At 70.6% G+C, this 25,689-nt stretch carries 22 protein-coding genes and 2 tRNA genes; 7 read left to right on the top strand and 17 right to left on the bottom strand.

The features are described from left to right. Positions 1 to 32 precede the first annotated feature (32 nt). The gene (locus AB0O21_RS18065) at positions 33 to 602 is read left to right on the top strand and encodes a vitamin K epoxide reductase family protein (protein ID WP_365172113.1); all 570 of its coding nucleotides are present in this window, start codon (positions 33 to 35) and stop codon (positions 600 to 602) included. Positions 603 to 664: 62 nt separating this feature from the next. Here the strand turns inward: AB0O21_RS18065 and AB0O21_RS18060 are convergent, their stop codons facing one another. Beyond that, entirely contained in the window at positions 665 to 3,286 is a 2,622-nt protein-coding gene (locus AB0O21_RS18060; RefSeq protein WP_365172112.1) for a valine--tRNA ligase, read from the bottom strand. 99 nt (positions 3,287 to 3,385) lie between these two features. On the opposite strand from AB0O21_RS18060, the gene AB0O21_RS18055 reads away from it, so the two are divergent. Both AB0O21_RS18055 and AB0O21_RS18050 read left to right on the top strand, forming a co-directional pair. Continuing rightward, complete coding sequence (locus AB0O21_RS18055) at positions 3,386 to 4,012, top strand: hypothetical protein (protein ID WP_365172111.1); 627 nt, start codon at positions 3,386 to 3,388, stop codon at positions 4,010 to 4,012. A 103-nt stretch (positions 4,013 to 4,115) separates the two neighbouring features. After that, positions 4,116 to 5,027, top strand: coding sequence for a hypothetical protein (locus AB0O21_RS18050; protein ID WP_365172110.1), 912 nt, complete (start codon positions 4,116 to 4,118; stop codon positions 5,025 to 5,027). A 279-nt stretch (positions 5,028 to 5,306) separates the two neighbouring features. Here AB0O21_RS18050 and clpX read toward each other — a convergent pair whose 3' ends face one another. The 5 genes from clpX to AB0O21_RS18025 form a co-directional block, all read right to left on the bottom strand. Beyond that, positions 5,307 to 6,593, bottom strand: a complete 1,287-nt coding sequence (gene clpX, locus AB0O21_RS18045; protein ID WP_365172109.1) for an ATP-dependent Clp protease ATP-binding subunit ClpX — start codon at positions 6,591 to 6,593, stop codon at positions 5,307 to 5,309. 153 nt (positions 6,594 to 6,746) lie between these two features. Beyond that, a complete protein-coding gene (locus AB0O21_RS18040) occupies positions 6,747 to 7,412 on the bottom strand; it encodes an ATP-dependent Clp protease proteolytic subunit (protein WP_030710839.1) in 666 nt (221 codons plus the stop codon). Positions 7,413 to 7,467: 55 nt separating this feature from the next. After that, positions 7,468 to 8,085, bottom strand: a complete 618-nt coding sequence (locus tag AB0O21_RS18035) for an ATP-dependent Clp protease proteolytic subunit (protein WP_365172108.1) — start codon at positions 8,083 to 8,085, stop codon at positions 7,468 to 7,470. Between the two features lie 301 nt (positions 8,086 to 8,386). Then, on the bottom strand, positions 8,387 to 9,775 hold the full coding sequence (tig, locus tag AB0O21_RS18030) for a trigger factor (RefSeq protein ID WP_365172107.1): 1,389 nt from the start codon (positions 9,773 to 9,775) through the stop codon (positions 8,387 to 8,389). A 160-nt stretch (positions 9,776 to 9,935) separates the two neighbouring features. Further along, positions 9,936 to 10,012 (bottom strand) — tRNA-Pro (locus AB0O21_RS18025). 168 nt (positions 10,013 to 10,180) lie between these two features. On the opposite strand from AB0O21_RS18025, the gene AB0O21_RS18020 reads away from it, so the two are divergent. After that, positions 10,181 to 10,251: transfer RNA gene (locus tag AB0O21_RS18020), tRNA-Gly, on the top strand. A 91-nt stretch (positions 10,252 to 10,342) separates the two neighbouring features. Here the strand turns inward: AB0O21_RS18020 and AB0O21_RS18015 are convergent. From AB0O21_RS18015 to AB0O21_RS17980, 8 genes are all read right to left on the bottom strand, one after another. Beyond that, on the bottom strand, positions 10,343 to 10,537 hold the full coding sequence (locus AB0O21_RS18015) for a membrane protein (protein ID WP_030008564.1): 195 nt from the start codon (positions 10,535 to 10,537) through the stop codon (positions 10,343 to 10,345). Between the two features lie 135 nt (positions 10,538 to 10,672). Next, positions 10,673 to 11,131, bottom strand: a complete 459-nt coding sequence (locus AB0O21_RS18010; protein WP_365172106.1) for an HD domain-containing protein — start codon at positions 11,129 to 11,131, stop codon at positions 10,673 to 10,675. Further along, complete coding sequence (locus AB0O21_RS18005; protein WP_365172105.1) at positions 11,128 to 12,516, bottom strand: pyridoxal-dependent decarboxylase; 1,389 nt, start codon at positions 12,514 to 12,516, stop codon at positions 11,128 to 11,130. The genes AB0O21_RS18010 and AB0O21_RS18005 overlap by 4 nt, the downstream gene beginning before the upstream one ends. 162 nt (positions 12,517 to 12,678) lie before the next feature. Continuing rightward, entirely contained in the window at positions 12,679 to 13,584 is a 906-nt protein-coding gene (locus AB0O21_RS18000) for a hypothetical protein (RefSeq protein ID WP_365172104.1), read from the bottom strand. A gap of 97 nt (positions 13,585 to 13,681) precedes the next feature. Further along, positions 13,682 to 14,455, bottom strand: a complete 774-nt coding sequence (locus AB0O21_RS17995) for a hypothetical protein (protein WP_365172103.1) — start codon at positions 14,453 to 14,455, stop codon at positions 13,682 to 13,684. Between the two features lie 131 nt (positions 14,456 to 14,586). Further along, a complete protein-coding gene (locus tag AB0O21_RS17990; RefSeq protein ID WP_365172102.1) occupies positions 14,587 to 16,026 on the bottom strand; it encodes a trypsin-like serine protease in 1,440 nt (479 codons plus the stop codon). Next, positions 16,023 to 17,423 carry a trypsin-like serine protease gene (locus AB0O21_RS17985; RefSeq protein WP_365172101.1) on the bottom strand — a complete coding sequence of 467 codons (1,401 nt, stop codon included), beginning with the start codon at positions 17,421 to 17,423 and terminating at the stop codon, positions 16,023 to 16,025. Before AB0O21_RS17985 ends, AB0O21_RS17990 begins: the two co-directional genes overlap by 4 nt. Positions 17,424 to 17,570: 147 nt before the next feature. Continuing rightward, a complete protein-coding gene (locus tag AB0O21_RS17980) occupies positions 17,571 to 18,713 on the bottom strand; it encodes a PP2C family protein-serine/threonine phosphatase (protein WP_365172100.1) in 1,143 nt (380 codons plus the stop codon). A gap of 117 nt (positions 18,714 to 18,830) precedes the next feature. Between AB0O21_RS17980 and AB0O21_RS17975 the strand changes: the two genes are divergently transcribed. Then, positions 18,831 to 20,063 (top strand): GNAT family N-acetyltransferase, encoded by a 1,233-nt coding sequence (locus AB0O21_RS17975; protein WP_365172099.1) that lies wholly within the window; start codon positions 18,831 to 18,833, stop codon positions 20,061 to 20,063. 111 nt (positions 20,064 to 20,174) lie between these two features. Here the strand turns inward: AB0O21_RS17975 and AB0O21_RS17970 are convergent, their stop codons facing one another. Both AB0O21_RS17970 and AB0O21_RS17965 read right to left on the bottom strand, forming a co-directional pair. Further along, entirely contained in the window at positions 20,175 to 20,981 is an 807-nt protein-coding gene (locus tag AB0O21_RS17970) for a DNA-formamidopyrimidine glycosylase family protein (protein ID WP_365172098.1), read from the bottom strand. Between the two features lie 105 nt (positions 20,982 to 21,086). Next, entirely contained in the window at positions 21,087 to 21,572 is a 486-nt protein-coding gene (locus AB0O21_RS17965) for a ribose-5-phosphate isomerase (protein ID WP_365172097.1), read from the bottom strand. A 219-nt stretch (positions 21,573 to 21,791) separates the two neighbouring features. Here AB0O21_RS17965 and AB0O21_RS17960 point away from each other — a divergent pair, with 219 nt between their 5' ends. Next, positions 21,792 to 23,225 (top strand): amino acid permease, encoded by a 1,434-nt coding sequence (locus AB0O21_RS17960; protein ID WP_365172096.1) that lies wholly within the window; start codon positions 21,792 to 21,794, stop codon positions 23,223 to 23,225. Positions 23,226 to 23,306: 81 nt separating this feature from the next. Here the strand turns inward: AB0O21_RS17960 and AB0O21_RS17955 are convergent, their stop codons facing one another. Continuing rightward, positions 23,307 to 23,912: a biotin transporter BioY gene (locus AB0O21_RS17955; protein WP_365172095.1), complete on the bottom strand. Its 606-nt coding sequence runs from the start codon at positions 23,910 to 23,912 to the stop codon at positions 23,307 to 23,309. Between the two features lie 401 nt (positions 23,913 to 24,313). On the opposite strand from AB0O21_RS17955, the gene AB0O21_RS17950 reads away from it, so the two are divergent. Further along, positions 24,314 to 25,621: an amino acid permease gene (locus AB0O21_RS17950; protein WP_365172160.1), complete on the top strand. Its 1,308-nt coding sequence runs from the start codon at positions 24,314 to 24,316 to the stop codon at positions 25,619 to 25,621. Positions 25,622 to 25,689: the final 68 nt, after the last annotated feature.

Genomic DNA, 25,689 nt, shown 5'->3' with positions numbered 1-25,689 from the left:
GGGGCCGCGCGGGCGGTCGTAGCGTCGGAGGAATGAGCACCGACGACCGCCGCCCCGTCCGGACCACCCGGGGCACCGCCCTGCTCCTCCTGGCCGGCGGCCTGATCGGCACGCTGGCCTCCGGCGTCCTCACGTACGACCGCATCCGCACCCTGGAGGACCCGCTCTTCACCCCGGGGTGCAATGTCAACGCGGTCCTCAGCTGCGGTGACGTCATGACCACCTGGCAGGGCAACCTGCTGGGCTTCCCCAACATGCTGCTCGGCATCGCCGGCTTCGCCGCGCTGGCGGGGCTGGGCGTGGCGCTGGTGGCCGGGGCGGTGTTCCCGCGCTGGCTGTGGCGCGGCCTGTGGGCCGGCCTCGCGGCGGGCTTCGCCTTCACGGTGTGGCTGATCAGCCAGTGCCTGTACGCGATCGGCGCGCTGTGCCCGTGGTGCATGGTGGTGTGGGCGGTGGTGATCCCGCTGTTCTGGTACGTCACCCGCCACCTGTCGGCGCCGGACTCCCGGCTGCGGGCACTCCCCCACTGGCTGGTCCCGCTGACCGCGTACGCGGTGGTGGCGGCGCTGATCCTGACGCGGTTCGGGCCGAGGCTGCTGTGACCCAACGGGAAGGGCCCCCGCACCGGAGTGCGGGGGCCCTTCCCGTTGCGCCGTACGGAGGATCAGGCGGCCGGCAGCCCGTCCAGCTGGGCCTGCAGCCGGGCGATGTCCGCCTCGGCCTTGGCCAGGCGGCCCTTGATCTTGTCCACGACGTTGTCGGGGGCCTTGGCGATGAACGCCTCGTTCCCCAGCTTCGCCTCGGCCTGCTGCTTCTCCTTCTCGGCAGCGGCCAGGTCCTTGGAGAGGCGCTTGCGCTCGGCCTCCACGTCGATGGTGCCCGACAGGTCGAGCGCGACCGTGGCGCCGGCGACCGGGAGGGTCGCGGTGGCGCTGAAGGAGTCGCCCTCCGGCTGCAGGCGCAGCAGCTGGCGGATGGCGCCCTCGTGCGCGGCCAGCGCCGTGCCCGACAGGTCCAGGCGGGCCGGGACCTTCTGGCCGTCCTGCAGGCCCTGCTCCTTGCGGAACCGGCGGACCTCGGTGACCACGGCCTGGACCTGCTCGATCTCGGCCTCGGCGGCCTCGTCGCGGAAGCCACTGTCCTTCGGCCAGTCGGCGATGACGAGGGACTCGCCGCCGGTCAGCGTGGTCCACAGGGTCTCGGTGACGAAGGGGACCACCGGGTGCAGCAGGCGCAGCATGACGTCGAGGACCTCGCCGAGGACCCGGCCGGAGACCTTGGCCTGCTCGCCGCCCGCGAAGAAGGTCGTCTTCGAGAGCTCGACGTACCAGCTGAAGACCTCGTCCCACGCGAAGTGGTAGAGGGAGTCCGACAGCTTCGAGAACTGGTAGTCCTCGTAGTACGCGTCGACCTCGGCCACGGTCTTGTTCAGGCGCGACAGGATCCAGCGGTCGGTCGCCGACATCTGCTCGGGGGCCGGCAGCTCGCCCTCGATCGTCGCGCCGTTCATCAGCGCGAAGCGCGTGGCGTTCCAGATCTTGTTGGCGAAGTTCCGGGAGGCCTGGACCCAGTCCTCGCCGATCGGGACGTCGACGCCCGGGTTGGCGCCGCGGGCCAGGGTGAAGCGGACCGCGTCGGAGCCGTAGGCGTCCATCCAGTCCAGCGGGTTGACCGCGTTGCCGAAGGACTTCGACATCTTCTTGCCGCGCTCGTCGCGGACCATGCCGTGCAGGGCGATGGTGTGGAACGGCGGGGTGCCGTCCATCGCGTACAGGCCGAACATCATCATCCGGGCGACCCAGAAGAAGAGGATGTCGTAGCCGGTGACCAGGACGGAGTTCGGGTAGAACTTCGCGAGGCTCTCGGTCTGCTTCGGCCAGCCCAGGGTGGAGAAGGGCCACAGGCCGGAGGAGAACCAGGTGTCCAGGACGTCCGTGTCCTGGGTCCAGCCCTCGCCGGTCGGCGGCTGCTCGTCCGGTCCGACGCAGACGACCTCGCCGTTCGGGCCGTACCAGACCGGGATGCGGTGGCCCCACCACAGCTGGCGCGAGATGCACCAGTCGTGCAGGTTGTCGACCCAGTCGAAGTACCGCTTCTCCATCTCCTGCGGGTGGATCTTGACCTTGCCGTCGCGGACCGCGTCACCGGCGGCCTTCGCGAGCGGGCCGACCTTGACCCACCACTGCATCGACAGGCGCGGCTCGATGGTGGTCTTGCAGCGCGAGCAGTGGCCGACGGAGTGGGAGTACGGACGCTTCTCGGCGACGATCCGGCCCTCGGCGCGCAGCGCGCCGACGATGGCGGAACGGGCCTCCAGCCGGTCCAGGCCCTGGAAGGGGCCGTGGGCGGTGATGATGGCGTGCTCGTCCATGACGGCGAGGTTCGGCAGGCCGTGGCGCTGGCCGATCTCGAAGTCGTTCGGGTCGTGCGCCGGGGTCACCTTGACGGCGCCGGTGCCGAACTCGGGGTCGACGTGCTCGTCGGCGACGATCGGGATGCGGCGGCCGGTGAGCGGCAGCTCGATCTCGGTGCCGACCATGTGCTTGTAGCGCTCGTCCTCGGGGTGGACGGCGACGGCGGTGTCGCCGAGCATCGTCTCCGCGCGGGTGGTCGCTACGACGATGGAGTTCTCGCCCTCGCCGTAGCGGATGGAGACCAGCTCGCCGTCGTCGTCCTGGTACTCGACCTCGATGTCGGAGATCGCGGTCAGGCAGCGCGGGCACCAGTTGATGATGCGCTCGGCGCGGTAGATGAGCTCGTCGTCGTAGAGCCGCTTGAAGATCGTCTGGACCGCTTCGGACAGGCCCTCGTCCATGGTGAAGCGCTCACGGGACCAGTCGACGCCGTCGCCGAGGCGACGCATCTGCCCGCTGATCTGGCCGCCGGACTCGCCCTTCCACTGCCAGACGCGCTCGACGAACGCCTCGCGGCCCAGGTCGTGGCGGGACTTGCCCTCCTTGGCGAGCTCGCGCTCGACGACGTTCTGGGTGGCGATGCCGGCGTGGTCCATGCCGGGCTGCCACAGCGTCTCGTAGCCCTGCATGCGCTTGCGGCGGGTGAGGGCATCGATCAGCGTGTGCTCGAAGGCGTGCCCCAGGTGGAGCGAGCCCGTGACGTTCGGCGGCGGGATGACGATGGTGTACGGCGGCTTGTCGCTCTTCGCGTCGGCCTCGAAATACCCACGCTCTACCCAGCGCTCGTAGAGCTTCCCCTCTACCTCGGCCGGCGCGTACGTGGTCGGCAGTTCGGAGTTGGGGGCGCTGGGTGTCTGCGTGTTCTCGGTCACGGGGCACAGGATACGGGCGGTCCCGCCTCCGTTACGAATCCATACCGCAGTGCGGCCGCCCATTGCCGGGGACGGTGCCGGACCCGTCTGATGCGCAGCATGAACGAGAACACTCCTCAGCCCGCATCCGCCCAGCCCGCACCCACGCCCCCCAAGAGCAAGCGCGCCCTCAAGAGCGTGGGGACGGTGCTGGCGTTCGCCGCGGGCGCCATCGCCGTCAAGCTCGCCCTGGGGGCGGCGCTCGGCGGCCCCGACGACGCCGGCAAGTACCAGCTCGTCCCCCCGGCCGCCTTCCAGGGCCTGACCCTGCAGGATTCCGGGCCGCGGGTCGACGCGATCAAGCAGGGCCAGGGTGCCGAGAAGCCGGGCACGAAGAGCGTGGCCGTGGTCTACGCCGACCAGGCGGGCACCGCGCAGCTGGTGGTCAGCGGCTCGGCGGCCGCCTTCGGGGACGAGGACCCGGGCGCGGAACTCACCAAGGGCCTCATATCCATGGGCATCAAGGAAGCGGACATCACGACGCACGAGGCCGGAAAGCCCGCGGGCGGGGCGATGCGCTGCGGCACGCTCACGATGGAGGGGGCGTCGCTCCCGCTGTGCATGTGGGGCGACCACAGCTCGCTGGTGACGGTCACCGTCCCGGTCGAGAACAAGCCGCCGACCATCGACGAGCTCGCCGAACGGGCCCGTGCGCTGCGGGGCGTGATGGAGGTCCCCGCGTCGTAGTTCCGTAACGCCTGGGCCCCCGGCACCCGAACCCTTTGGATCTTCCGCAAGGATGTGAGCAGCATAAGAAGTTCCTAAAGAAGTTCCTGAGGGGGACGCAGAGATGAGCTACAACCAGCCGGGGCCGTACGGCCAGCAGCCGCAGCAGCCCGGACCGTACGGGCAGCAGCCCCCGCCGCCGCCGGGCCCCTACGGCCAGCCCGCCCCGCAGCCGGGCTACGGCTACCCCCAGCAGCCGGGCGTCCCCCAGCAGGGCTACCCCCAGCAGCCGCCGACCCCGGCGTACGGCTACCCGCAGCAGCAGGCTCCGTATGGCGGGCAGCCCCCGAAGAAGTCCAAGGCGGGCGTCATCATCGGCGTGGTCGTCGCGGTCGCGGTCGTCGCGGGTGCCGGCTGGTACTTCACGCAGGGCGGAGCCGGGTCGGTGGCCGCCGATACCAAGGGCTACAAGCTGGCCTACCCCGCCTCGGTCGACAGCTACCAGAAGGCGCCGGACGCCGCCGGTGCCCCTGCCGCCGACGCCCCGGTTACCGGTGAGGGCAAGACCAAGGCCGAGGCGCTCGGCGTGCAGAACGCGCACAACGCGACCGCCAAGTACCAGATCGGTACGGACGGGAAGGGCAAGCAGCTCGCGGCCAACGGCCTCTGGGGCGAGATCGCCGACCCTGCGAAGACGGTCGACAACTACTACGCCGGCATCGGCCAGAACAACAAGGAGACCGAGAAGCTCGGCTTCAAGTACGAGCTGGTCGGCACTCCGAAGGAGTTCACCCCAGAGGGTTTCAAGGGCGCAGTGATGAAGTGCGCCAACATCAAGATGATCAGCACCAAGCCCACCGGAAAAGCGCCCAAGGACGCCGAGATCCCCTCGTGCGCATGGGCCGACCACTCGACCTTGGTCGGCGTCAACGCCGCTGACCCGGCAGCGCTCCTGATCGGTGGCAGCAGCGGCACCCTCGACGAGGTGGCCAGGGTGACGGCGAAGCTCTACAACACCAGCCGGACCAAGGCCTGATCACGCAGGCGGCCGACGTGAGCACGAACTTCCGTGCACGCCGGCCGCCGCGGGTTCGGACTTACGCCACGTTGCACGCCCCGGCCGCGTCCGTTTCGCGCACGCCAGCGGCGGTCAGACCCCAGTAACACTGGATCCAGCGGGCCGGGTTCCAGATGTAAGAAGCGGCCGCCAGGCCACGCGAATCGAACTTGTGGCCGATTGCGAGGCAAGGAAGCCTTGAACGCGAGGAGGGGTGCCCCGGATATCCGGGGCACCCCTCCTCGTACGCGCGTCGGGCTACGCCGACTTCTCGTGCGGCCCCTGGTCCTTCGGGACGATCCGCGGGACCAGCGTCGGGTTGACGTTGGAGCGGACGACCTCCGCCGTGATGACCACGCGGGCCACGTCCTTGCGGGACGGGACCTCGTACATCACCGACATCAGGACCTCTTCCATGATGGCGCGCAGGCCGCGCGCGCCGGTCTGGCGGAGGATCGCCTGGTCCGCGATGGCTTCGAGGGCCTCGCGCTCGAAGTCCAGCTCGACACCGTCGAGTTCGAACAGCCGCTGGTACTGCTTCACCAGCGCGTTGCGCGGCTCGATGAGGATCTGGAGCAGGGCCTCGCGGTCCAGGTTGTGCACGGAGGTCAGCACGGGGAGGCGGCCGATGAACTCGGGGATCATCCCGAACTTCACCAGGTCCTCCGGCATGACCTCCTGGAACTGGTCGCTCGCCTCGATCTCGCGCTTCGAGCGGATGGTCGCCCCGAAGCCGATGCCCTTGGCGCCCGCGCGCGACTCGATGATCTTCTCCAGGCCGGCGAAGGCGCCGCCCACGATGAAGAGCACGTTCGTCGTGTCGATCTGGATGAACTCCTGGTGCGGGTGCTTGCGGCCGCCCTGCGGCGGGACGGAAGCGGTCGTGCCTTCCAGGATCTTCAGCAGCGCCTGCTGGACGCCCTCGCCGCTCACATCGCGGGTGATCGACGGGTTCTCGCTCTTGCGCGCGACCTTGTCGATCTCGTCGATGTAGATGATCCCGGTCTCGGCCTTCTTGACGTCGTAGTCGGCGGCCTGGATCAGCTTCAGCAGGATGTTCTCGACGTCCTCGCCGACGTACCCGGCCTCCGTCAGCGCCGTCGCGTCCGCGATGGCGAACGGTACGTTCAGCATGCGGGCCAGCGTCTGCGCGAGGAGGGTCTTGCCGGAGCCCGTGGGGCCCAGCAGCAGGATGTTGGACTTCGCGAGCTCGATCGCGTCGTCCCGGCCCTGCGCGCCGCCGTTCTCGCCGGCCTGGACCCGCTTGTAGTGGTTGTACACCGCGACGGAGAGCGCCTTCTTCGCCGGCTCCTGGCCGACGACGTAGCTCTCCAGGAACTCGTAGATCTCGCGAGGCTTGGGGAGTTCCTCCCAGCGGACCTCGCTCGTCTCGGCGAGCTCTTCCTCGATGATCTCGTTGCAGAGGTCGATGCACTCGTCGCAGATGTACACACCGGGTCCTGCGATGAGCTTCTTCACCTGCTTCTGGCTCTTTCCGCAGAACGAGCACTTGAGCAGATCGCCGCCGTCACCGATGCGTGCCACGAGGTGCTTCCCCTTCGCCTGGGAGACGCTTGGTTCAGCGCTCCTGGTGCCTCATATCCGACGGTACCTTGCCGGGGGCCCCGAGCGGGGCCCCCTTGACGTGGTTCACATCGCCGAATCCGGCGGCGTGTCCACGCCAATTGTCGGCAAGGATCAGTGCGAGCTCTTGCGGGTGGAAATGATCTGGTCGATCAGGCCGTACGCGAGCGCGTCCTCGGCAGTGAGGATCTTGTCGCGCTCGATGTCGTCGCGGATCTTCTCGATCGGCGTCGTCGAGTGCTTGGCCAGCATGGTCTCCAGCTGGTCGCGCATGCGCAGGATCTCGTTGGCCGCGATCTCCAGGTCGGAGAGCTGCTCACGGCCGGTGCCGCCGGACGGCTGGTGGATCAGCACGCGGGCGTTCGGCAGGGCCATGCGCTTGCCGGGGGTACCGGCGGCCAGCAGGACCGCGGCGGCGGACGCCGCCTGGCCCATGCAGACCGTCTGGATGTCCGGCTTCACGAACTGCATCGTGTCGTAGATGGCCGTCAGCGCGGTGAAGGAGCCGCCGGGGCTGTTGATGTAGATCGAGATGTCGCGGTCCGGGTCCATCGACTCCAGGCACAGCAGCTGCGCCATGACGTCGTTGGCGGAGGCGTCGTCGATCTGCACGCCGAGGAAGATCACGCGCTCCTCGAAGAGCTTCGCGTACGGGTCGTACTCGCGCACGCCCTGCGAGGTGCGCTCGACGAAGCGCGGGATGACGTAGCGGTTGTCCACCTGCGGGCCGGTGTAGAGGCCGCTCGCGGAGAAGTTGTTCTGCATCTGGGTGTTCACCATCCTGGTGGCGTTCTGCGGGCTGTCGGCTGCTCGGTACTGGCGGTGGGAGCCTGGATCAGGCCCCGGTGCCGCCGCCGCCCGGTGCGCTGGACGCGGCCGAGATGATCTCGTCGATGAGGCCGTACTCCTTGGCCTCCTCGGCGGTGAACCAGCGGTCGCGGTCGCCGTCGCGGATGATCGCCTCGACGCTCTGGCCCGAGTGGAACGCGGTGATCTCGGCCATCCGCTGCTTGGTGCGCAGCAGGTACTGGGCCTGGATCTTGATGTCCGACGCGGTGCCGCCGATGCCGGCCGAGCCCTGGTGCATCAGGATGTCGGTGTTCGGCAGGGCGAAGCGCTTGCCCTTGGCGCCGCCGGTGAGCAGGAACTGGCCCATGGAGGCCGCCATGCCCATGCCGATGGTGACGACGTCGTTCGGGATGAACTGCATGGTGTCGTAGACCGCCATGCCCGCCGTCACGGAGCCGCCCGGGCTGTTGATGTAGAGGTAGATGTCCTTCTCCGGCTCGGCGGCCAGGAGGAGGAGCTGCGCCGTGATCTTGTTGGCGATCTCGTCGTCGACCTGCTGGCCGAGGAAGATGATGCGCTCGCCGAGCAGCCGGTTGTAGACATGGTCGCCGAGGCCGCCACCGATGGACGGCTCACCCGCGGCGTAAGGCATCAGATTCGTCACGTATCCACCTGCTCGTCTCCGACGGCCATGTGCCGTCTCAGCGTCTCGTTCTGGGGCGCGGCCCGGCCGGAGCGGAAAGGTCCGCCGGCGTCCGGGGGTCCGGGTACTCCCGTGCCCTCGTATTCATGGACCCTAACGCGCAGGTAGGACAACGCCATCCCGCTTCCCGAACTGTTCGCTCGGAGCGCAAGGTAAGCGCCCGGGTCCGGGGACCCCGCGGGGCCCATGCCGAAGGGCCCGTACGCGGCTGCGTACGGGCCCTTCGGGGCACTGCGTGGGGGTGCTACCGAGCTACCGGGCCTTACTTGGCCTCGTCGCCCTCGGCGACCTCGGTCTCGCCGGTGGCGGCCTCGACGGTCTCGGCGGCCTGCTCCTCGTCCTCGTCGGACAGGTCGACGACCTCACCGTTGGTGTCGGTGACCTTGGCGGCCTCGACGACGACCGCGAGGGCCTTGCCGCGGGCGACCTCGCCGACCAGCATCGGGACCTGGCCGCCCTCGACGACCGCCTGGGCGAACTGGTCGGGGGACATGCCGGAGGAAGCGGCGCGGCGCATGAGGTGCTCGGTGAGCTCCTCCTGGTTGACGCCCAGCTTCTCCTTGTTGACCAGCGCGTCGAGGACGAACTGGGTCTTGATGCCCTTGATCGCCTGCTCGGAGGTCTCGGCGTCGAACTCCTCGACCGTCTTGCCCTGGAACTCCAGGTACTTCTCGATGGTCAGGCCCATCTGGCCGAGCTGGTGGTGCTCCAGGTTGTGCTTGCGGGTCTGGACCTCGTCCGCGAGCAGCTTCTCGGGGATCGGGACCTCGACGAGCTCCAGCAGCTTCTCCAGGACGCGCTCCTGGGCCTGCGTGGCCTGGTCGTACTGCTTCATGTTCTCGAGGCGCTTGCGGCTGTCCGCGCGCAGGTCCTCGAGGGTGTCGAACTCGCTCGCCATCTGCGCGAACTCGTCGTCCAGCTCCGGGAGCTCCTTGGCGGAGACCTTGGTGACCTTGACGGTGACCTCGGCGTCCTTGCCCTCGGCGGAGCCGCCCTTGAGCTGGGAGGTGAAGGTGGCCTCGCCACCGGCCTCCAGGCCCTTCACGGCCTCGTCGATGCCCTCGAGGAGCTCGCCCGAGCCGATGGTGTACGAGACGTCGGAGGCGACGCCGTCGGGCAGCACCTCGCCGTCGACCTTGGCCTCCAGGTCGATGGTGACGACGTCACCGTCGGCGGCGGCGCGCTCGACGTCCTTGGTGGACGCGAAGCGGCCGCGCAGCTGCTCGACCGACTTCTCGACGTCCTCGTCCGAGACCTCGACCGCGTCGACCTCGACCTCGATGCCGGAGTAGTCCGGGATCTCGATCTCGGGGCGCACGTCGACCTCGGCGGTGAAGGCCAGCAGCTCGCCGTCCTTCAGCTCCGTGATGTCGACCTCGGGCTGGCCCAGCGGGTTCAGGTCGGCCTCGTTGACCGCCTCGGTGTAGAACTTCGGGAGGGCGTCGTTGACGGCCTCCTCCAGCACCGCACCGCGGCCGAAGCGCTGGTCGATGACCCGGTTCGGGATCTTGCCCTTGCGGAAGCCCTTCACCGTGACCTGCTGGTTGATCTTCTTGTACGCCGCGTCGAGGCTGTCCTTGAGCTCCTCGAAGGGCACCTCAACAGTGAGCCGAACCCGAGTCGGGTTCAGGGTCTCCACGGCGCTCTTCACGGTTTGGTCTCCTTGTGGCTGACTGCTGGGGTCTCTGCTGTCGCTGCGATTCAGCGGTTCAGCGGATCGGGCCCGGTACATCAGACACACGGGCACGCAGCTTGCATAGTAACCGCAAGCGGCAATCAGCCCACAACGCGATCTTGCAAACGCGATCTTGTGGTCGGGGTGGCCGGATTCGAACCGACGACCTTCCGCTCCCAAAGCGGACGCGCTACCAAGCTGCGCCACACCCCGTCGGTGCGACACGTAGGGTACATGCCCGGAGACGCTCCGACACACGGGGTTTCCCGACCGCATTTCGCAGGCTTCCCGCGACGGGCCCGAATGTGGTGTGCGCGCGGCCTTCACTACCCGCTAGGATGCTGTCCGTGCCGCGGTCCCCGGACCTGCGGCGCGCGCGTTGCGGGTGTAGCTCAATGGTAGAGCACTAGTCTTCCAAACTAGCTACGCGGGTTCGATTCCCGTCACCCGCTCTGAAACACAAAGGGCCAGGTCAGAGGATGTTTCCTCCGCCTGGCCCTTCGTCGTTCCCGGGGGGGGCCGGCCGGGTGGGCCGGAGGGGCGCTAGAGCTTGATGTTCGCGATCATCGTCGCGAGGGAGTTCAGGAAGCGGTTCACGTCGTCCGCGATCGAGCTGGACGCCAGGAAGAAGCCGAAGAGGGCCGCGACGATGGCGGGGCCCGTCTTGATGTGGTTGCCGCGGATCAGCACCACCAGGATGACCGCCAACAGAACCACCACTGACAGCGAAATGGCCACTACTGATCACACCTTCGGTCGTCCCCTGGTCGGCCCGGGGCGCACGGCCAAGCACACCCCCACATGGACCATCCTCCCACCAACCGGCCCCGGCTATCCGCCCGCTGACGAATCGCCATCGTTCCGTTTGTGCGCTCAGGGGGCGGTGAGGCCCAAGAGGGAGCGGACATACGCGTACTTCGCGGACAAGCGGTCGCGGGTGGGGCCGTCCAGGACGGCGAGGCGGGCGGGGTCGGCGTTGTGGGCGAGGTCGGCCTCCTTGACCAGGAGGGCGCCCGGGGTGGCGAGAATGCGGGCCGTGTACTCCTCGACCGGTTCGCCGGGGCGCTTGGTGACGGCCAGGACCATGTCCTTCACCGACTGCGGGAGGGCGGCGGAATCCAGCCAGGTGAGGCTGAGGGCCTCGTCCTCGATCGCGTCGTGGAGCCAGGCCGCCGCCTGCTGTTCGGAGCTGCCACCGCGCAGCCGGACTCCCTCGGCCACGGCCGCGAGGTGCTCCGCGTACGGCCGGCCCGCCTTGTCGGTCTGGCCCTCGTGGGCGGTGCGCGCGAGGGTCTCGATCTCGGGGAGGGTCAGGGGGCGGGCCGCCGTCATGTGAGGTCCTTCGCTGCCGTACGGAGGGCCTCGGCGGCCCGGCGTACATCCGCGTGCGTCGTACGCCAGTTGGAGAACGCGGCGCGCAGGGCGTGGGTTCCCGCGTAGACGGTCGGGGTGAGGAAGACCTCGGAGGAGATCGCTTCCCGGAGGGCGGTGAGGCGGGCTTGGGTGGGGGCTTCGGTGAGGGTGAAGCAGACCACGTTGAGGCGGACCGGGGCGAGGAGGCGGAAGGCCGGGTCCTGTTCCAGTGCGGCGCCCAGCGCGCGGGCGCAGGCGATGTCGCGTTCGACGATCTCGCGGTGGCCCCGGCGGCCGTAGGCGCGGAGGGTGAACCAGGCGGCGAGGGCGCGCAGTCGGCGGGAGTTCTCCGGGGTGAGGTGGACGAGGTCGGGGTGTTCGCCGAGGGGGCCGAGGTAGGCGGCGGAGTTCTGGTAGACGCGGGCCTGCAGGTCGCGGCGGCGGGTGAACTGGACGGCGCTGTCGTAGGGGACGTTGAGCCACTTGTGGAGGTCGACGCAGACGGAGTCGGAGGCGTCGAGGCCGTCGGTGAGGTGGGCGTGGTCCGGGGAGAGGGCGGCGAAGCCGCCGAAGGCGGCGTCGGTGTGGAGCCAGAAGTCGTGGCGTTCGCGGAGTGCGGCGATCGCGCGGAGGTCGTCGAAGTCGACGGTGTTGACGGTGCCGGCGTTGGCGACGACCACGGCCGGGCCGGGGGTGTCGGCGAGGGCCCGGTCGAGGGCGGCGGGGTCGACGGCCTCGCGGCCGGCGAGGGTGGGCACCGGGACGAGGGAGTTGCGGCCGAGGCCGAGGACCGAGAGGGCCTTGGCGATGGAGGAGTGGGGGGCGCCGGACAGCACCCGGACGGGTCCGAGGGCGGCGGCGCCGTCGTCGGCCGGGGACACCCCGAGGCGCTCCCCGAGCCATTCGCGGGCGATCGCGAGGCCGGTGGTGTTGGACTGGGTGGCGCCGCTGACGAAGGTGCCGGTGTGGGCTTCGGAGAGGCCGAAGAGCTCGCGGAGCCAGGTGATGGTTTCGCGTTCGAGGTCCTGGCCGCCGCCGTCGAGGGCGGAGTTGGAGTTCTGGTCGTGGACGGCGGTCAGCCAGTCCCCCGCGAGCGCGGCCGGGGTGGCGCCGCCGGTGACGAAGCCGAGGTAGCGGGGCCCGGCGGAGGCCGACAGCCGGGGCTCCCAGCGCTCGCGGAACGCGGCGAGCGCCTGCTCGGTGCCGCCGCCGTGCTCCGGGAGGGGCTCGGGGGCCGGCGCCTTGGCGGCGGGTGGTACGACGGCACGCTCGTCCAGGGTCGCGAGCGCGTCGGCGGCCGCGCGGCGGGTGGCTTCGAGCAGGCCGGGGAACCGGTCGAGGTCGGCGGCGAGGGAAGGGTGCATGGGCTCACGCTAGGCGGGGCGGAGCGGCGGGAACCGGGCCAATCCCGCGCGAGTGGCCCGGCATGCCGAAAGCCCCCGGCTCGGGGTGGGAGGACCCACCCCGAGCCGGGGGTCACGCGATCGAGCCGTCAGAGGCCGGGGCCTTCTGCCGGATCAGGTCGACTAGTCGTTGGAGTCGAACCAGCCGAGGCGCTCGCCGTTGGCGGCGTAGAGCACCAGGCTGGAGTCCGACGCCCCGTAGACGAGGTAGGCGCCGGGGGAGTTCCACGTCTCGGAGCTCCAGAGGGCGCCGCCCTTGCCTTCGCCGCCGCCCTTCTTGTACAGGACGAGGTTGCCGTCCTTCTGCATCCGGGTGTAGGCGCCGATGCTGTAGATGCCGATGCCGACCGGGTCCCGGTTCACCTCGGGGCGGTAGAAGACCGCGAAGTAACCACGGGCGTCCTGGACCAGGACGGAGTTGGCGGACGCCATCCAGGTGCCGCTGTCCAGGTTCTCCCCGCCGACCAGGCTGTTGTCACCCACCCGCCAGGTGCGGGTCGACCAGGCGGCGGAGTTGTCCTGGCGGTAGACGACGAGGTTCGCGTCGTCCTGGAAGTCCAGGCGGCCGTTCGGGTTGCCCCAGGTGCCGGAGCTCCAGAGGGCGCCGCCCTTGCCTTCGCCGCCGTCCTTCTTGTAGACGACGAAGTTGCCGTCGCCCTGGTACACGGCGTAGGCGCCGTTGTTGCCCCAGGTGCCCGTGGCCCACAGCTCGGCACCGTACTGGTGGTCGAGGACGAGGTTGCCGTCCGGCTGCATGTACAGGAAGCCGTTGGCGGTCTCGATGTACTCGTTGGACAGGAGCTTGTCGCCCGGCACCAGCGTGACGTTGCCGCTGGCCGCGGTGGCCGACGCGCGCTGCTCGGCCTTGGCCGGAACCCCCTGGTGCTTCTTGGCCGGGACGTCGCTCACGGCGAGCTTGGCCGGCTTGGAGTCGGCGGCCTGCGCGGCCGGAGCCGCGAGCACGCCCGCCGATACCGCGGCGGCGATGAGCGCGCCGGTCCAGGCGGCACGCTTGCGCTTGAAAGTCATGTCTACCCCCCACGAGTAGTGCTACGAGTTGAACGCGTTCGATTCAACGGCGCTCAGTCTGCACGGGCTTCGGCCCAAAAGCAAAGGGAATTTCGGGTCAGCGACCGGTGCCGCTCTGCCACAGCACGGTGTCGGTGCCGCTCCTGTAGAGGACGAGGTTGCCGTTGCTCTCGAAGATCAGCCGCGCGCCGGGGTTGCCCCAGGTGCCGGTGGACCACAGGGCACCGCCCTTGCCCTCGCCGCCGTCCTTCTTGTAGACGACGAAGTTCCCGTCCGCCTGCATCCGCGCGTACGCGCCCGGGCCCCAGGTGTCGGTGGTGAAGCGGACCCCGGGGGTCTCGCGGTCGCGGATGGTGAGCGCGCCGGTCTGCTCCATCGCGAGGATGGCGTTGTTGCTCCAGGTCCAGTTGCCCGAGCCGGCCTCCCAGCCGCCGTAGAGCTGCGTGTCGATCATCCACGTACGGGTGTCCCAGGCGGCCGAGCCGTTCTGCCGGTAGACCACGAGGTTGCCGTCGCTCTGCAGGTCCAGGGTGGCGCCGGGGTTGCCCCACGTGCCGGAGGACCACAGGGCCGCGCCGCCGCTGGCGTAGACCACCAGGTTGCCGTCCGGCTGGAAGTCGACCCTGGCGCCGGGGTTGCCGTACGTGCCGGAGGCCCACAGGACGCCGCCGGAGACGTGCGCGAGCACCAGGTTGCCGTCGGGCTGGAGCGTGAGGACGGCGTTCTTGCTGCGTATCACCTCGCCGGCACCCTGCGTGTGGCCCGGCTCGACGGCCTGGGCGGCCGCCGGGGCCCCCAGGATCCCGGCCGCCAGAGCTACGGCGACGATCGCGGCGCGCCATGCCGTACGGCGCTTGCGTGTCGTGGTCATTCTTCCCCCCACATGAGTGGTGCGTTCAAGTACACGATGAGAGTGCCAGTGGCCTCTGACAGCCGGACACCCGGGGGCCGGAGCCCCCGGGTGCACTGGCGCCGCGGCAACGGCCGCGGCCGCGACGGCGGTCAGGCGCCGGTACCGGCCCAGGGACCGACCCGGTCGCCGACCTGCCAGAGGATCTCGGACGAGTCCTTCTTGTAGAGCACGAGGTTGCCGTCGTCCTGGAGGACCAGCCGGGCGCCGGGGTTGCCCCACGTGCCGGTGGACCACAGGGCACCGCCCTTGCCCTCGCCGCCGTCCTTCTTGTAGACGACGAAGTTCCCGTCCGCCTGCATCCGCGCGTACGCACCGGGGCTGTACGCGGAGAAGCCGCTGACGTTCGCGCCCGTGGCGATGTCGCGGGTGCCCAGCGAACCGGTGTTGGTCATCACGAGGGTGGCGGTGGCGCTCGACGTCCACTGGCCGGAGCCGATGTTCTGGCCGCCGCGCAGTACGGGGGCCACCCGCCACGTGCCCGTGGACCAGGCGGCGGAGCCGTCCTGGCGGTAGACGACGAGGTTGCCGTCGTCCTGGAGGTCGAGGCGGGCCCCCGGGTTGCCCCAGGTGCCGCTGCTCCAGACCGCGGAGCCGTCCTGGCGGTAGAGGACGAGGTTGCCGTCCGGCTGGAACCGCAGCTGCGCACCGGGGGCGCCCCAGGTGCCGGACGCCCACAGCTCGCCGCTGGCCGCGTGCGTGAGCACCAGGTTGCCGTCGGCCTGCAGGGTCAGGACGGTGTTCTTGCCGCGGACCGTCTCCCCGGCGCGCAGGGTCTGGCCGGCGTCCAGACGGGGCAGCGACATCGCGGCGTGCATGGACGGGATCTCCCGCCAGCCGTTCACGATGGCCGCCTTGGAGCGGTTGTACGGCCCGCCTGCGCCGTGGCAGGAGTTGAGGTCGGTCTCGGTCACCACGCCCGCGAGCCGGTGACCGCCCTCCCGCGACGCCAGGATGTACGGAGCGCCGATGTCACCCTCGCAGACCGCTTGGACCGGGAGGCCCGGCTCCGGCCAGCCCGGCATGAGGCTCCAGTAGCCCTCGGAGTTGCCGGCCCAGAGGTCGGCCAGCCTCAGCTGGTCCCCGCCGAACCCGGTGACGCCGACGTTGCCGACCATGTCCTCGTCGACCTTGAACAGGCGGAGCGGCTCGACCCCGCGCGGCTCCTGCTTGAGGTGGACGAGCGCCACCTCGGGCCGGGCCGCGACCCGGTTGACCACGTCGATTTCGACCACCTGGGCGGTCGGGCCGCTCAGCGACCGGGTGCCGAGCGTGGCCTTCGCCGGGGCGGTGGGGTCGGCCGCGAAGCAGCTGTAGGCGGTGGCCATCCACTGGGGGGCGATGAGGGTGCCGGTGCAGTTCTGCTGCGCCGCTCCCGTCCCGATCTGGATCCTGGCCGTGTACTGGAAGGCCTTGTCCGCGGTGACCTCGCTGCCCTCCAGGGCGTGCGCCGCCGGGGCCGTCAGGAGTCCGGCTGCCGCGACCGCGGTGGCGGCGACGGCGAACCGGGTGAGGTGGGTACGTGTCTTCATCGTCCGGGTCCGCTCTGCCACAGGATGTCGTTCGAGTCGTTCTTGTAGAGGGTGAGGTTGCCGTAGCCCGCGACCAGCCGGGCGCCGGGGTTGCCCCAGGTGCCGGTGGACCACAGGGCACCGCCCTTGCCCTCGCCGCCGTCCTTCTTGTAGACGACGAAGTTGCCGTCCGCCTGGAGGACGGCGTACGCGCCCGGGTTCCAGCCGCCCGGGTAGGAGCCGAGCACCGCGTAGGTCTCGGGGTCGCGCACGGTGAGGGTGCCGCTCTGTTCCATCGCGACGAACGAGCCCATCAGCTGCCCCGCTGCCAGCTTCTGTCCGGCGGACAGCTGCGAGCCGTACGACCACGTGCCCGTGCTCCAGGCCGCGGAGCCGTCCTGCCGGTACACCACGAGGTTGTGGTCGTCCTGGAGCTTGAGGGCGCCGCCGGGGTTGCCCCAGGTGCCGGAGGACCACAGGGCGCCGCCCCGGCCCTCGCCGCCGTCCTTCTTGTAGACGACGAAGTTGCCGTCGCCCTGGAGGACGGCGTACGCGCCCGGGTTGCCGTACGTACCGGACGCCCACAGCACCGCACCGGACTCCGCGTACTGCACCAGGTTGCCGTCGGCCTGCATGATCAGAGAGGCCTTGCCCGTTGCGTAGAGCATGCTGCCGGCCTCCAGCCGGCCGCCCGCGGCGAGCGACGTGGAGCCGGCGTCGCCGTAGAACAGTCGGCTGCGGATCCAGGGCGCCGCGTTGTCGGTGCGCGTGACGACGACGTCGGTGGAGCCCGTCGAGGGGCCGCCGAGGCAGCCCGCCTGGCCGAAACCGCTGACGATGCCGGCCAGATGGGTGTGGCCGGGCTCCGACCAGGTCAGCGCGGCGCCCTTGTCACCGTCGCAGAGGGAGTCGCCCACGCCGTTGACGCGGGCGGTCATGTCGGTGGCCCCGATGCTCTTCAGCATGAGGCCGGTGTAGCGGGAACGGGTGGGTGCGGCCTCGGTGGCCGTACGGCCCCAGCCCGTGACGGTGCGCACGTCCTCGAACGCCGGCTTGCCGGCCCCCGCGTAGAGGGTGGACGCCCCCGTGACGGGGGCGTTGAGCCGGGCCAGGACCAGGTCCCGGCCGCCCGGGGCGGGCTCCAGGTGGACGATGGTCCGGGCCTGCGCCGTGGCCAGGTCGTTGGTACCGGCCCAGGCCTTCACGGGCATGGCCGGCGTGCCCCGCAGCAGCGGTGCGCCGGGCCGCTCGGTGAAACAGCTCGCGGCGGTGATGACGAGGTCCTCGAGGACGAGGGCACCGGTGCAGGCGCGCTGCCCGTCGGCTATGTCGATCTTGACGGCCGCGGCGCCACCGCCGACGTTGTTCGGGTTGGTGGCAATGGCCTGTGCCGGCGGCGCCGCCAGCAGGCCGGACACGGCAACGCCCGCCGCAGCCGCCGTGAGCGAAGCCGCGCGCGCGAAAGTTTTTCTCACTGACCCCCCAGGTCACATGTGAAGCGGCGATCAGTCTGCACGGGCTTCACAGATGGCGCAAAGCGATTGCGCGGGCGGCCAGTTCAGCGCTCAGGCGGAGCGGCGGATCAGCAGCAGGGCCCGGTCGTCGTTGACGTCCTTGGCCACCTTTTCGATCAGGTGCCAGGCCGCGCCCTCCCAGCCCGCCGCCACGTAGCGGTCGGCCTCGCCCGTGAGGCGGTCGATGCCCTCGCTGATGTCGCGGTCGGCCGTCTCGACGAGGCCGTCGGTGAACAGCATGAGGACGTCGCCGCGCCGGAGGTTGCCGCGGCTGGGGGTGAACTCCGCGCCGTCGTAGACCCCGAGGAGGGGGCCCTCGCCGGTCTTCTCCTGCCAGCGGCCCGTGCCCGCGGAGAGCTGGAGGGCGGGCAGGTGGCCTGCGGAGAGGAGCTCGTAGTCCCCGGTCTCCAGGTCCAGGACGAGGTGGATGGACGTGGCGAAGCCCTCGTCCCAGTCCTGGCGGAGCAGGTAGCCGTTGGCCGCGGGCAGGAAGCCGTGCGGCGGCAGGGCCCCGAGCAGGCCGCCGAAGGCGCCGGAGAGGAGGAGGGCCCGGGAGCCGGCTTCCATTCCCTTGCCGGAGACGTCGGTGAGGACGATCTCCAGGGTCCGGCCGCCGTTCGTGCGGGCCGCGACCACGAAGTCGCCGGAGAACGACTGGCCGCCGGCCGGGCGCAGCGCCATCTCGCGGTGCCAGCCGCGCGGCAGGGCGGGCAGTTTGCTCTGGACCCGGATCCGTTCGCGCAGGTCGAAGAGCATGGTGCCGCCCCGCCGCCACGGCACGCCGACGCGGCTGCGGAACTGGGCGATGACCAGCCCGAAGAACCCGCAGGCGGCGACGACCAGGACGGTGCCGGGGGTGACCCGGGCCGGACCCTGGGTGTACGGACCGAGCACGAGGGCCTCGACGATCAGCGCGGCGGCAGAGGCGGCGTAGAGGGCGAGCAGGCTCGCGGGGCGCAGCAGCAGGCCCCCGGCGACGATCGGCAGGACGAGCGCGGACGGCGAGAACCAGACGGGCAGCATCAGCGTGCCGCAGGCGATCGCGGGGACGGTGAGCAGCAGCCCGCCGAAGGCGAGCCAGTCGGATGCGTCGCCGCGGAAGTAGTCGACGGCGGATTTGCGCAGGGCGGTGCGCGCCCGGTGCGACAGCATGCGCGCCCGGGCCATGAGCGTCTCCACGCGTGCTCCGGCCATTGCTTCGGGACCCTATCCATCCCGGCTGTGCGTGCGCAGGGGTACCCCCGCTCCGGAAGCCCTCCCGCGCTCGAAAACATGTCGACTGGGTCGTAATGCCCTGCTAAGGATGGCCATATGGCTCTTGAGACGCGCGTTTTGCAGGCCGATGAGTGGGATGTCTGGTACGACCACCTTGAACTGGCGTTCGGCGGTGTGCCCGAATCCCCCGAGGAACGCAAGCTCTACCGTCAGCTGACGGAGACGGAGCGCTCGCTGGGCGTCTGGGACGGCGCCGCCTGCGTCGCCTCGGCCGGGGCCTTCACCTTCCGGCTCTCGGTCCCCGGCGGCACGCTCGTCCCGGCGGCGGGCGTCACGATGGTGGGCGTCTCCCCCACCCACCGCCGCCGCGGGGTGCTGACCTCCCTCATGCGCCGGCAATTGGACGACATCCGAGCGGGTGGCGAGGCGCTCGCCGTGCTGACGGCCTCGGATCCGGCGATCTACGGGCGTTTCGGGTACGGCACGGCGACATACGCCCTCGCCGTGGACATCGACGCGACCCGGGTACGGCTTTCCGTGCCGCCCGGCACCGACGACGTGACGGTGCGCCTCGCCGATCCGGAGGCGGTGCTGGCCGACTGCGAACGGGTGTACGCGCAGCTCGTCGCCGGCCGCCCGGGCATGCCGGCCCGGCAGCCGGGATGGGAGCAGCTCCCCCTGCTCGACGTGCCCGCGATGCGCGACGGCGGATCGCCGCTCAAGTGCGTGCTCGCCGAGCGGGCGGGTGAGGTGGTCGGGTACGCGCGCTACCGGGTGAAGCCGGAGTGGGACCTGACGGGTTCGGACGGCAGGGTCGAGGTGGCCGACCTCGACGCGCTCGACCCGGCGGCGACCGCCGCGCTGTGGCGCTACCTGTTCGGGATCGACCTGACGTGGACGGTACGGGCGAACCGGCGGCCGGTGGACGATCCGGTGCTGCACCTGGTCAGCGACGTCCGCCGCTCGCAGCCGCGGATGCGGGACTCGTTGCACGTACGCCTGGTGGACCTCCCGGCGGCGCTTGAAGCCCGGACGTACGGGGCCGCGCTGGATGTGGTGCTGGAGGTCGAGGACGCGTTCTGCCCCTGGAACGAGGGCCGCTGGCGGCTGGTCGCCGACGCCGGCGGAGCCGCCTCCTGCGCCCGGACCGAGGAGCCGGCGGACCTGGAGCTGTCGGTCCGTGAACTGGGCTCGGCCTACCTGGGCGGAATCGCCCTCACCTCCCTGGCCGCGGCCGGCCGAGTAGCCGAGCTGCGCCCGGGCGCCCTCTCCCAGGCCTCCCGCGGCTTCGCCGGGGACGTCGCCCCCTGGCTCCCCCACGGCTTCTAGCCGGCCGGCTCTGGGCGCCGCTGCGCGGAGCGGCCCCCTACCCGCCCTTCCACCGTTCCCCGGGCGCCGCCCGGCCCCCGCTCCTCAAACGCCGGAGGGGCTGGATTCGCGCTAGCGGCCCTGGCAGGCCGGGCACCAGAAGAGGTTGCGGGCGGCGAGATCGGCGGTGCGGATCTCGCCCCCGCAGATGTGGCAGGGCATGTTCGCCCTGCGGTAGACGTACACCTCGCCGCCGTGGTCGTCCACCCTCGGCGGGCGGCCCATCGCCTCGGGCAGGTGCTCGTCGCGGACGGTGTCGATGCGGTTGTTCCGCACGCCCTCGCGCATCAGCACCACCAGGTCGTCCCACATGGCGTCCCACTCCGCGCGGCGGAGGTCCTTGCCGAGCCGGTACGGGTCGATGCCGTGCCGGAAGAGGACCTCGGCGCGGTAGACGTTGCCGACTCCCGCGACCACCTTCTGGTCCATGAGCAGCGCGGCGACCGTGGTGCGGGAGCGGGAGATACGGGCCCAGGCACGGCCGGGGTCGTCGTCCGGCCGCAGCGGGTCCGGGCCGAGCCGGTCGTGTATCGCCTTCTTCTCGCCCTCGCCGATCAGCTCGCAGGCGGTGGGGCCGCGCAGGTCCGCGTAGTGCGCCTCGTTGAGCAGGCGCAGCCGGACCGTGTCGGTGGCCGGCGGCGCCGGGGCGGGGCCGAAGCCGAGTTTGCCGAAGAGGCCGAGGTGGATGTGGATCCAGGCGTCGCCGAGCTCCAGGAAGAGGTGCTTGCCGTGCGCCTCGGCGCTCTCCAGCTCGCGCCCGTCGAGCAGCGCGGCGCTCTCGGCGAAGCGGCCCTGCGGGCTGCTCACCCTGACTCCCCGCCCGGCGAACCGCTCGGCGTGGTCCTGGGCGAGGCGGTGGATCGTATGCCCCTCAGGCACGGCGGCACTCCTCGGAAGGTCGGAATCGGGAGGTCGGAATCGGGAGGTCGGAAAAGAAGAACCGGCCGCACCGCCCCCGCAGGGACGGCACGGCCGGAAGCGGAATCAGCCCTGCGGGTGGTGCGCCGGGATGGGCGGCAGCTCGCCGGTCTGCTCGTACGCCGAGAGCATGTCGATGCGGCGCGTGTGGCGCTCCTCGTCGGAGTACGGGGTGTTCAGGAAGGCCTCGATGAAGCTGACGGCCTCTTCCTGGGTGTGCATCCGGCCGCCGACGGAGATGACGTTGGCGTTGTTGTGCTCGCGGCCCAGCTGGGCGGTCTGGACGCTCCAGGCCAGGATGGCGCGGACGCCCTTGACCTTGTTCGCGGCGATCTGCTCGCCGTTGCCGGAGCCGCCGATCACGATGCCGAGGCTGTCGGCGTCCGCGGCGGTCTTCTCCGCGGCGCGGAGGCAGAACGGCGGGTAGTCGTCCACCGCGTCGTAGATGTGGGGCCCACAGTCGACGGGCTCGTGGCCGTTGTTCTTGAGCCAGTCCACGAGGTGGTTCTTGAGCTCAAAGCCGGCATGGTCGGATCCGAGGTACACGCGCATGGAACGAGTGTGGCACGAGCGGGCCCGGCGACTCGCGGCGGGTGTCGCGTAAGTCACTTCTAAAGCTCAAGTAAACCCAAAGAACGCAGATGGGACAGGGGGGACCAAGGTCCTGGACCTTCGCCCCTACGCAACGATCCGGATTGGGGTCTTCCGCCTACCGTTCATCTCAGGTTTGAATGCCGGGGCTCGCAACCCGAGAAACCTAAGGATCCGTCCATGAGCTCCACGACGACCCTTCAGAAGGCAGGCGACCCCACCGGCAACTCCGGTGACGCCCAGTCCTCCGACGGTCTGAAGGCCGGTCTCAAGAACCGCCACCTGTCCATGATCGCCATCGGCGGTGTCATCGGCGCCGGTCTCTTCGTCGGCTCCGGCGGCGGTATCGCCAAGGCCGGTCCCGCCATCCTGATCTCCTACGCGCTGGTCGGCGCGATGGTGGTCTTCGTGATGCGGATGCTGGGCGAGATGGCGGCCGCCAGCCCCAACTCCGGCTCCTTCTCCGCCTACGCCGACCGCGCGCTCGGCCGCTGGGCCGGCTTCTCCATCGGCTGGCTGTACTGGTTCTTCTGGGTCGTCGTGCTCGCCGTGGAGGCCACCGCCGGTGCCGCCATCCTGGAGAGCTGGATCCCCGCCGTCCCGCAGTGGGCCTGGGCCCTGATCGTGATGGCGGTCCTGACCGTCACCAACCTCGGCTCGGTCGCCTCCTACGGCGAGTTCGAGTTCTGGTTCGCGGGCATCAAGGTCGTCGCCATCGGCGCGTTCGTGATCATCGGCATGCTGGCCGTCTTCGGCGTGCTGCCGGGCTCCGACAACCCGGGCGCCGGCTTCGCGCACCTGACCGACGCGGGCGGCTTCTTCCCCAACGGCTACGGCGCGGTCCTCACCGGCGTGCTGATGGTCGTCTTCTCCTTCATGGGCAGCGAGATCGTCACCCTGGCGGCCGGCGAGTCGGAGAACCCGCGCAAGGCCGTCACCCAGGCCACCAACTCCGTCATCTGGCGGATCGGCGTCTTCTACCTCGGCTCGATCTTCATCGTGCTGACCCTGCTCCCGTGGAACGACAAGTCGATCACCGAGAAGGGCTCGTACGTCGCCGCCCTGGACTCGATCGGCATCGCGCACGCCGGCACGATCATGGAGGTCATCGTCCTGACCGCCGTGCTGTCCTGCCTGAACTCGGGCCTCTACACCGCCTCCCGCATGGCCTTCTCGCTCGGCGAGCGCGGCGACGCCCCGAAGGCGTTCGCCAAGGTCAACTCCCGGGGCGTTCCGGTGGCCGCGATCCTCGGCTCCACGGTCTTCGGCTTCGTCGCCGTCTACTTCAACTACGCCTTCAAGGACACGGTCTTCAACTTCCTGCTGAACTCCTCGGGTGCCATCGCGCTCTTCGTCTGGCTGGTGATCTGCTTCACCCAGCTGAGGATGCGCGGGATCCTGGTCCGCGAGGCCCCGGAGAAGCTGACCGTGAAGATGTGGCTCTTCCCGTGGCTGACCTGGGCCACCGCCGCACTGATCATGTTCGTGATCGGCTACATGTTCGTGGACGACGCCAACCGCGAGGTGGTCACCCTCTCCACCCTGGTCGCCGGCCTGGTCGTGCTCGTGGGCGTGGTGCTGGACTTCCGCCGGAAGCGGGCGCTCCAGAGCTGACCCCGGCCCCCGGCCGCGTACGTACGAAGGAGCCCGGCCCGCCTGTGAGGCGGGCCGGGCTCCTTCGGCGTTCGGGGCGGCTCAGCCGCGGCGGCCCGCCAGCTTCCAGGCGGCCGGCAGGGCGCCCATCGCGAGGGCGGCCTTGAGCGCGTCGCCGATCAGGAACGGGGTCAGGCCCGCCGCGACGGCGGCGCTCAGGGACATGCCGGTGGCGGCCATCAGGTACGGCACGCCCACCGCGTAGATCACGGCGGAGCCGAGCACCATCGTGCCCGCCGTACGCAGGACCGAGCGGTCGGCGCCGCGCCGTGCGAGGGCGCCGACGAGGGTGGCGGCCAGCAGCATGCCGAGTACGTAGCCGAAGGAGGCGCCGCCCGCCCCGGAGGTGCCGCCCGCGAACCACGGCACCCCGGCCATCCCGACGAGTGCGTACAGGGCCAGGGACAGGAAGCCGCGGCGGGCACCGAATGCCGTGCCGACGAGCAGGGCCGCGAAGGTCTGGCCGGTGACCGGGACCGGGGAGCCGGGGACGGGCACGGCGATCTGCGCGGCCAGCCCCGTGAGCGCGGCCCCGCCGGCGACGAGCGCGATGTCGCGGACCCGGCTCGCGGGCAGCAGGTCGGCGAGGACGGCGCCGGGCCGGAAGGAGGCGGCGGATGCGGAAGCGGCGGCGGAAGCGGTGCTCATCGTTGGCTCCGAGGGGTGAGGTGTGCCGGGTGAGGGGCAGGACGATCACCGACGCTATGGGGCGGCCGGGCTCAGCCCCACCGCCACCCAGCACAAAGCCGTACCGGCTGGTTTCGTGGGGATCACACAAAGATCGCGATCAACGCCCCGCCCGGCGTGATCCGTGTCACTGGGAAGATCTGTCAGCACGTCCGTTTTGCGCGGGACGCTTCCGCTCGGGGAGACTGTGGGATCCCGCCAATCCAGAAGCGGAGCCCCCACCGCCGCCGGGCCCAACGAGAGTACGAGCACCCCTCATGCGCGAGCGCCTGTCCGAAGTCCCCCTTCCCCCTCCCCCTCCCCCGACGTCCGAGCTGCCCCCGGAACCCCTCAGCCACAGCCTCAAGCAGCGCCACCTGACGATGCTGGGCCTCGGCGGCGTCATCGGCGCCGGGCTCTTCGTGGGCTCCGGGGCCGGCATCGGCATCGCCGGTCCCGCGATCATCTGCTCGTACCTGCTCGCCGGTGTCCTCGCGATGCTGGTCATGCGGGCGCTGGGCGAGATGTCGGCGGCGATGCCCGCCTCGGGCTCGTTCTCCGTGTACGCGGAGAAGGCGCTGGGGCGCTGGGCCGGCTTCTCGGCGGGCTGGCTGTACTGGTTCCTGCTGGTCGTGGTCCTGGCGGTGGAGGCCACCGGGGCCGCGGACATCGCGAACCGCTGGGTGCCCTCGGTCGACCAGTGGGTCTGGGTGCTGGTCTTCATGGTGGTCTTCACCGTGGCCAACCTGGCGGCCGTGCGGAACTTCGGCGAGTTCGAGTTCTGGTTCGCGGCGCTCAAGGTCGGCGCGATCGTGCTGTTCCTGATCCTCGGCACGCTCGCAATCTTCGGCCTGCTCCCCGACACGGAACCCGTCGGCCTCGCCAACCTCACCGGGCACGGCGGCTTCTTCCCGGCCGGCATCGGCGGGGTCGTCGCGGGCATGCTCGCCGTGGTCTTCGCCTTCGGCGGCCTGGAGGTCGTCACGATCGCGGCCGCCGAGTCCGACGACCCGGCCCGCTCGGTGTCCCGCGCGGTGCGCAGCGCGGTGTGGCGCATCCTCTTCTTCTACGTCGGCTCGATGCTGGTCATCGTCGCCCTGCTGCCCTGGGACTCGCTGAAGCCGGGCCAGAGCCCGTACGTCGCGGTCCTCGACTCCATCGGCATCCCGAAGGCCGGCACGATCATGGAGATCGTGGTGTTCGTGGCGCTGCTGTCGGCGCTGAACGCGAACCTGTACGGCTCCTCGCGCATCGTGTTCTCGCTGGCCGAGCGCGGCGAGGCGCCGAAGTCGCTGCTGAAGGTCTCGGGCGGCGGGGTGCCGCGCGTCGCGGTGTGCGCGTCGGCGGCGTTCGGTTTCGCGTCGGTGGTGCTGAACCTGCTGTGGCCGGACACGATCTTCCTGTACATGCTCAACGCGGTCGGCGCGGTGCTGCTGTTCGTGTGGGCGCTGATCGCCTTCTCGCAGCTGAAGCTGCGCCCCCGGATCGAGCGGGACATGCCGGAGCGGCTGACCCTGCCGATGTGGCTGTTCCCGTACGCGACCTGGTTCGCGCTGCTCGGCATGGGCGCGGTGCTGGTGCTGATGCTGTTCGACGACTCGGCGCGGCCGCAGCTGCTGTGGTCGGCGGGCGCCGCGTCGGTGGTGCTGGTGGTGGCGTGGGTGCGGGAGCTGCGGGACCGCCGGTCCTGAGCGGAGGAGGCCTTCGGCTGTACGGCCCGGGACGGGAGTCCCGGGCCGTAGTGGTTTCGGGGGCGGAC

Origin of the sequence: Streptomyces sp. NPDC091371, assembly GCF_040684275.1 — a bacterium.
Lineage (GTDB): Bacteria > Actinomycetota > Actinomycetes > Streptomycetales > Streptomycetaceae > Streptomyces.
Note: the sequence above shows the minus strand (reverse complement) of the source record. Positions and strands in the feature narration are given on the sequence as shown.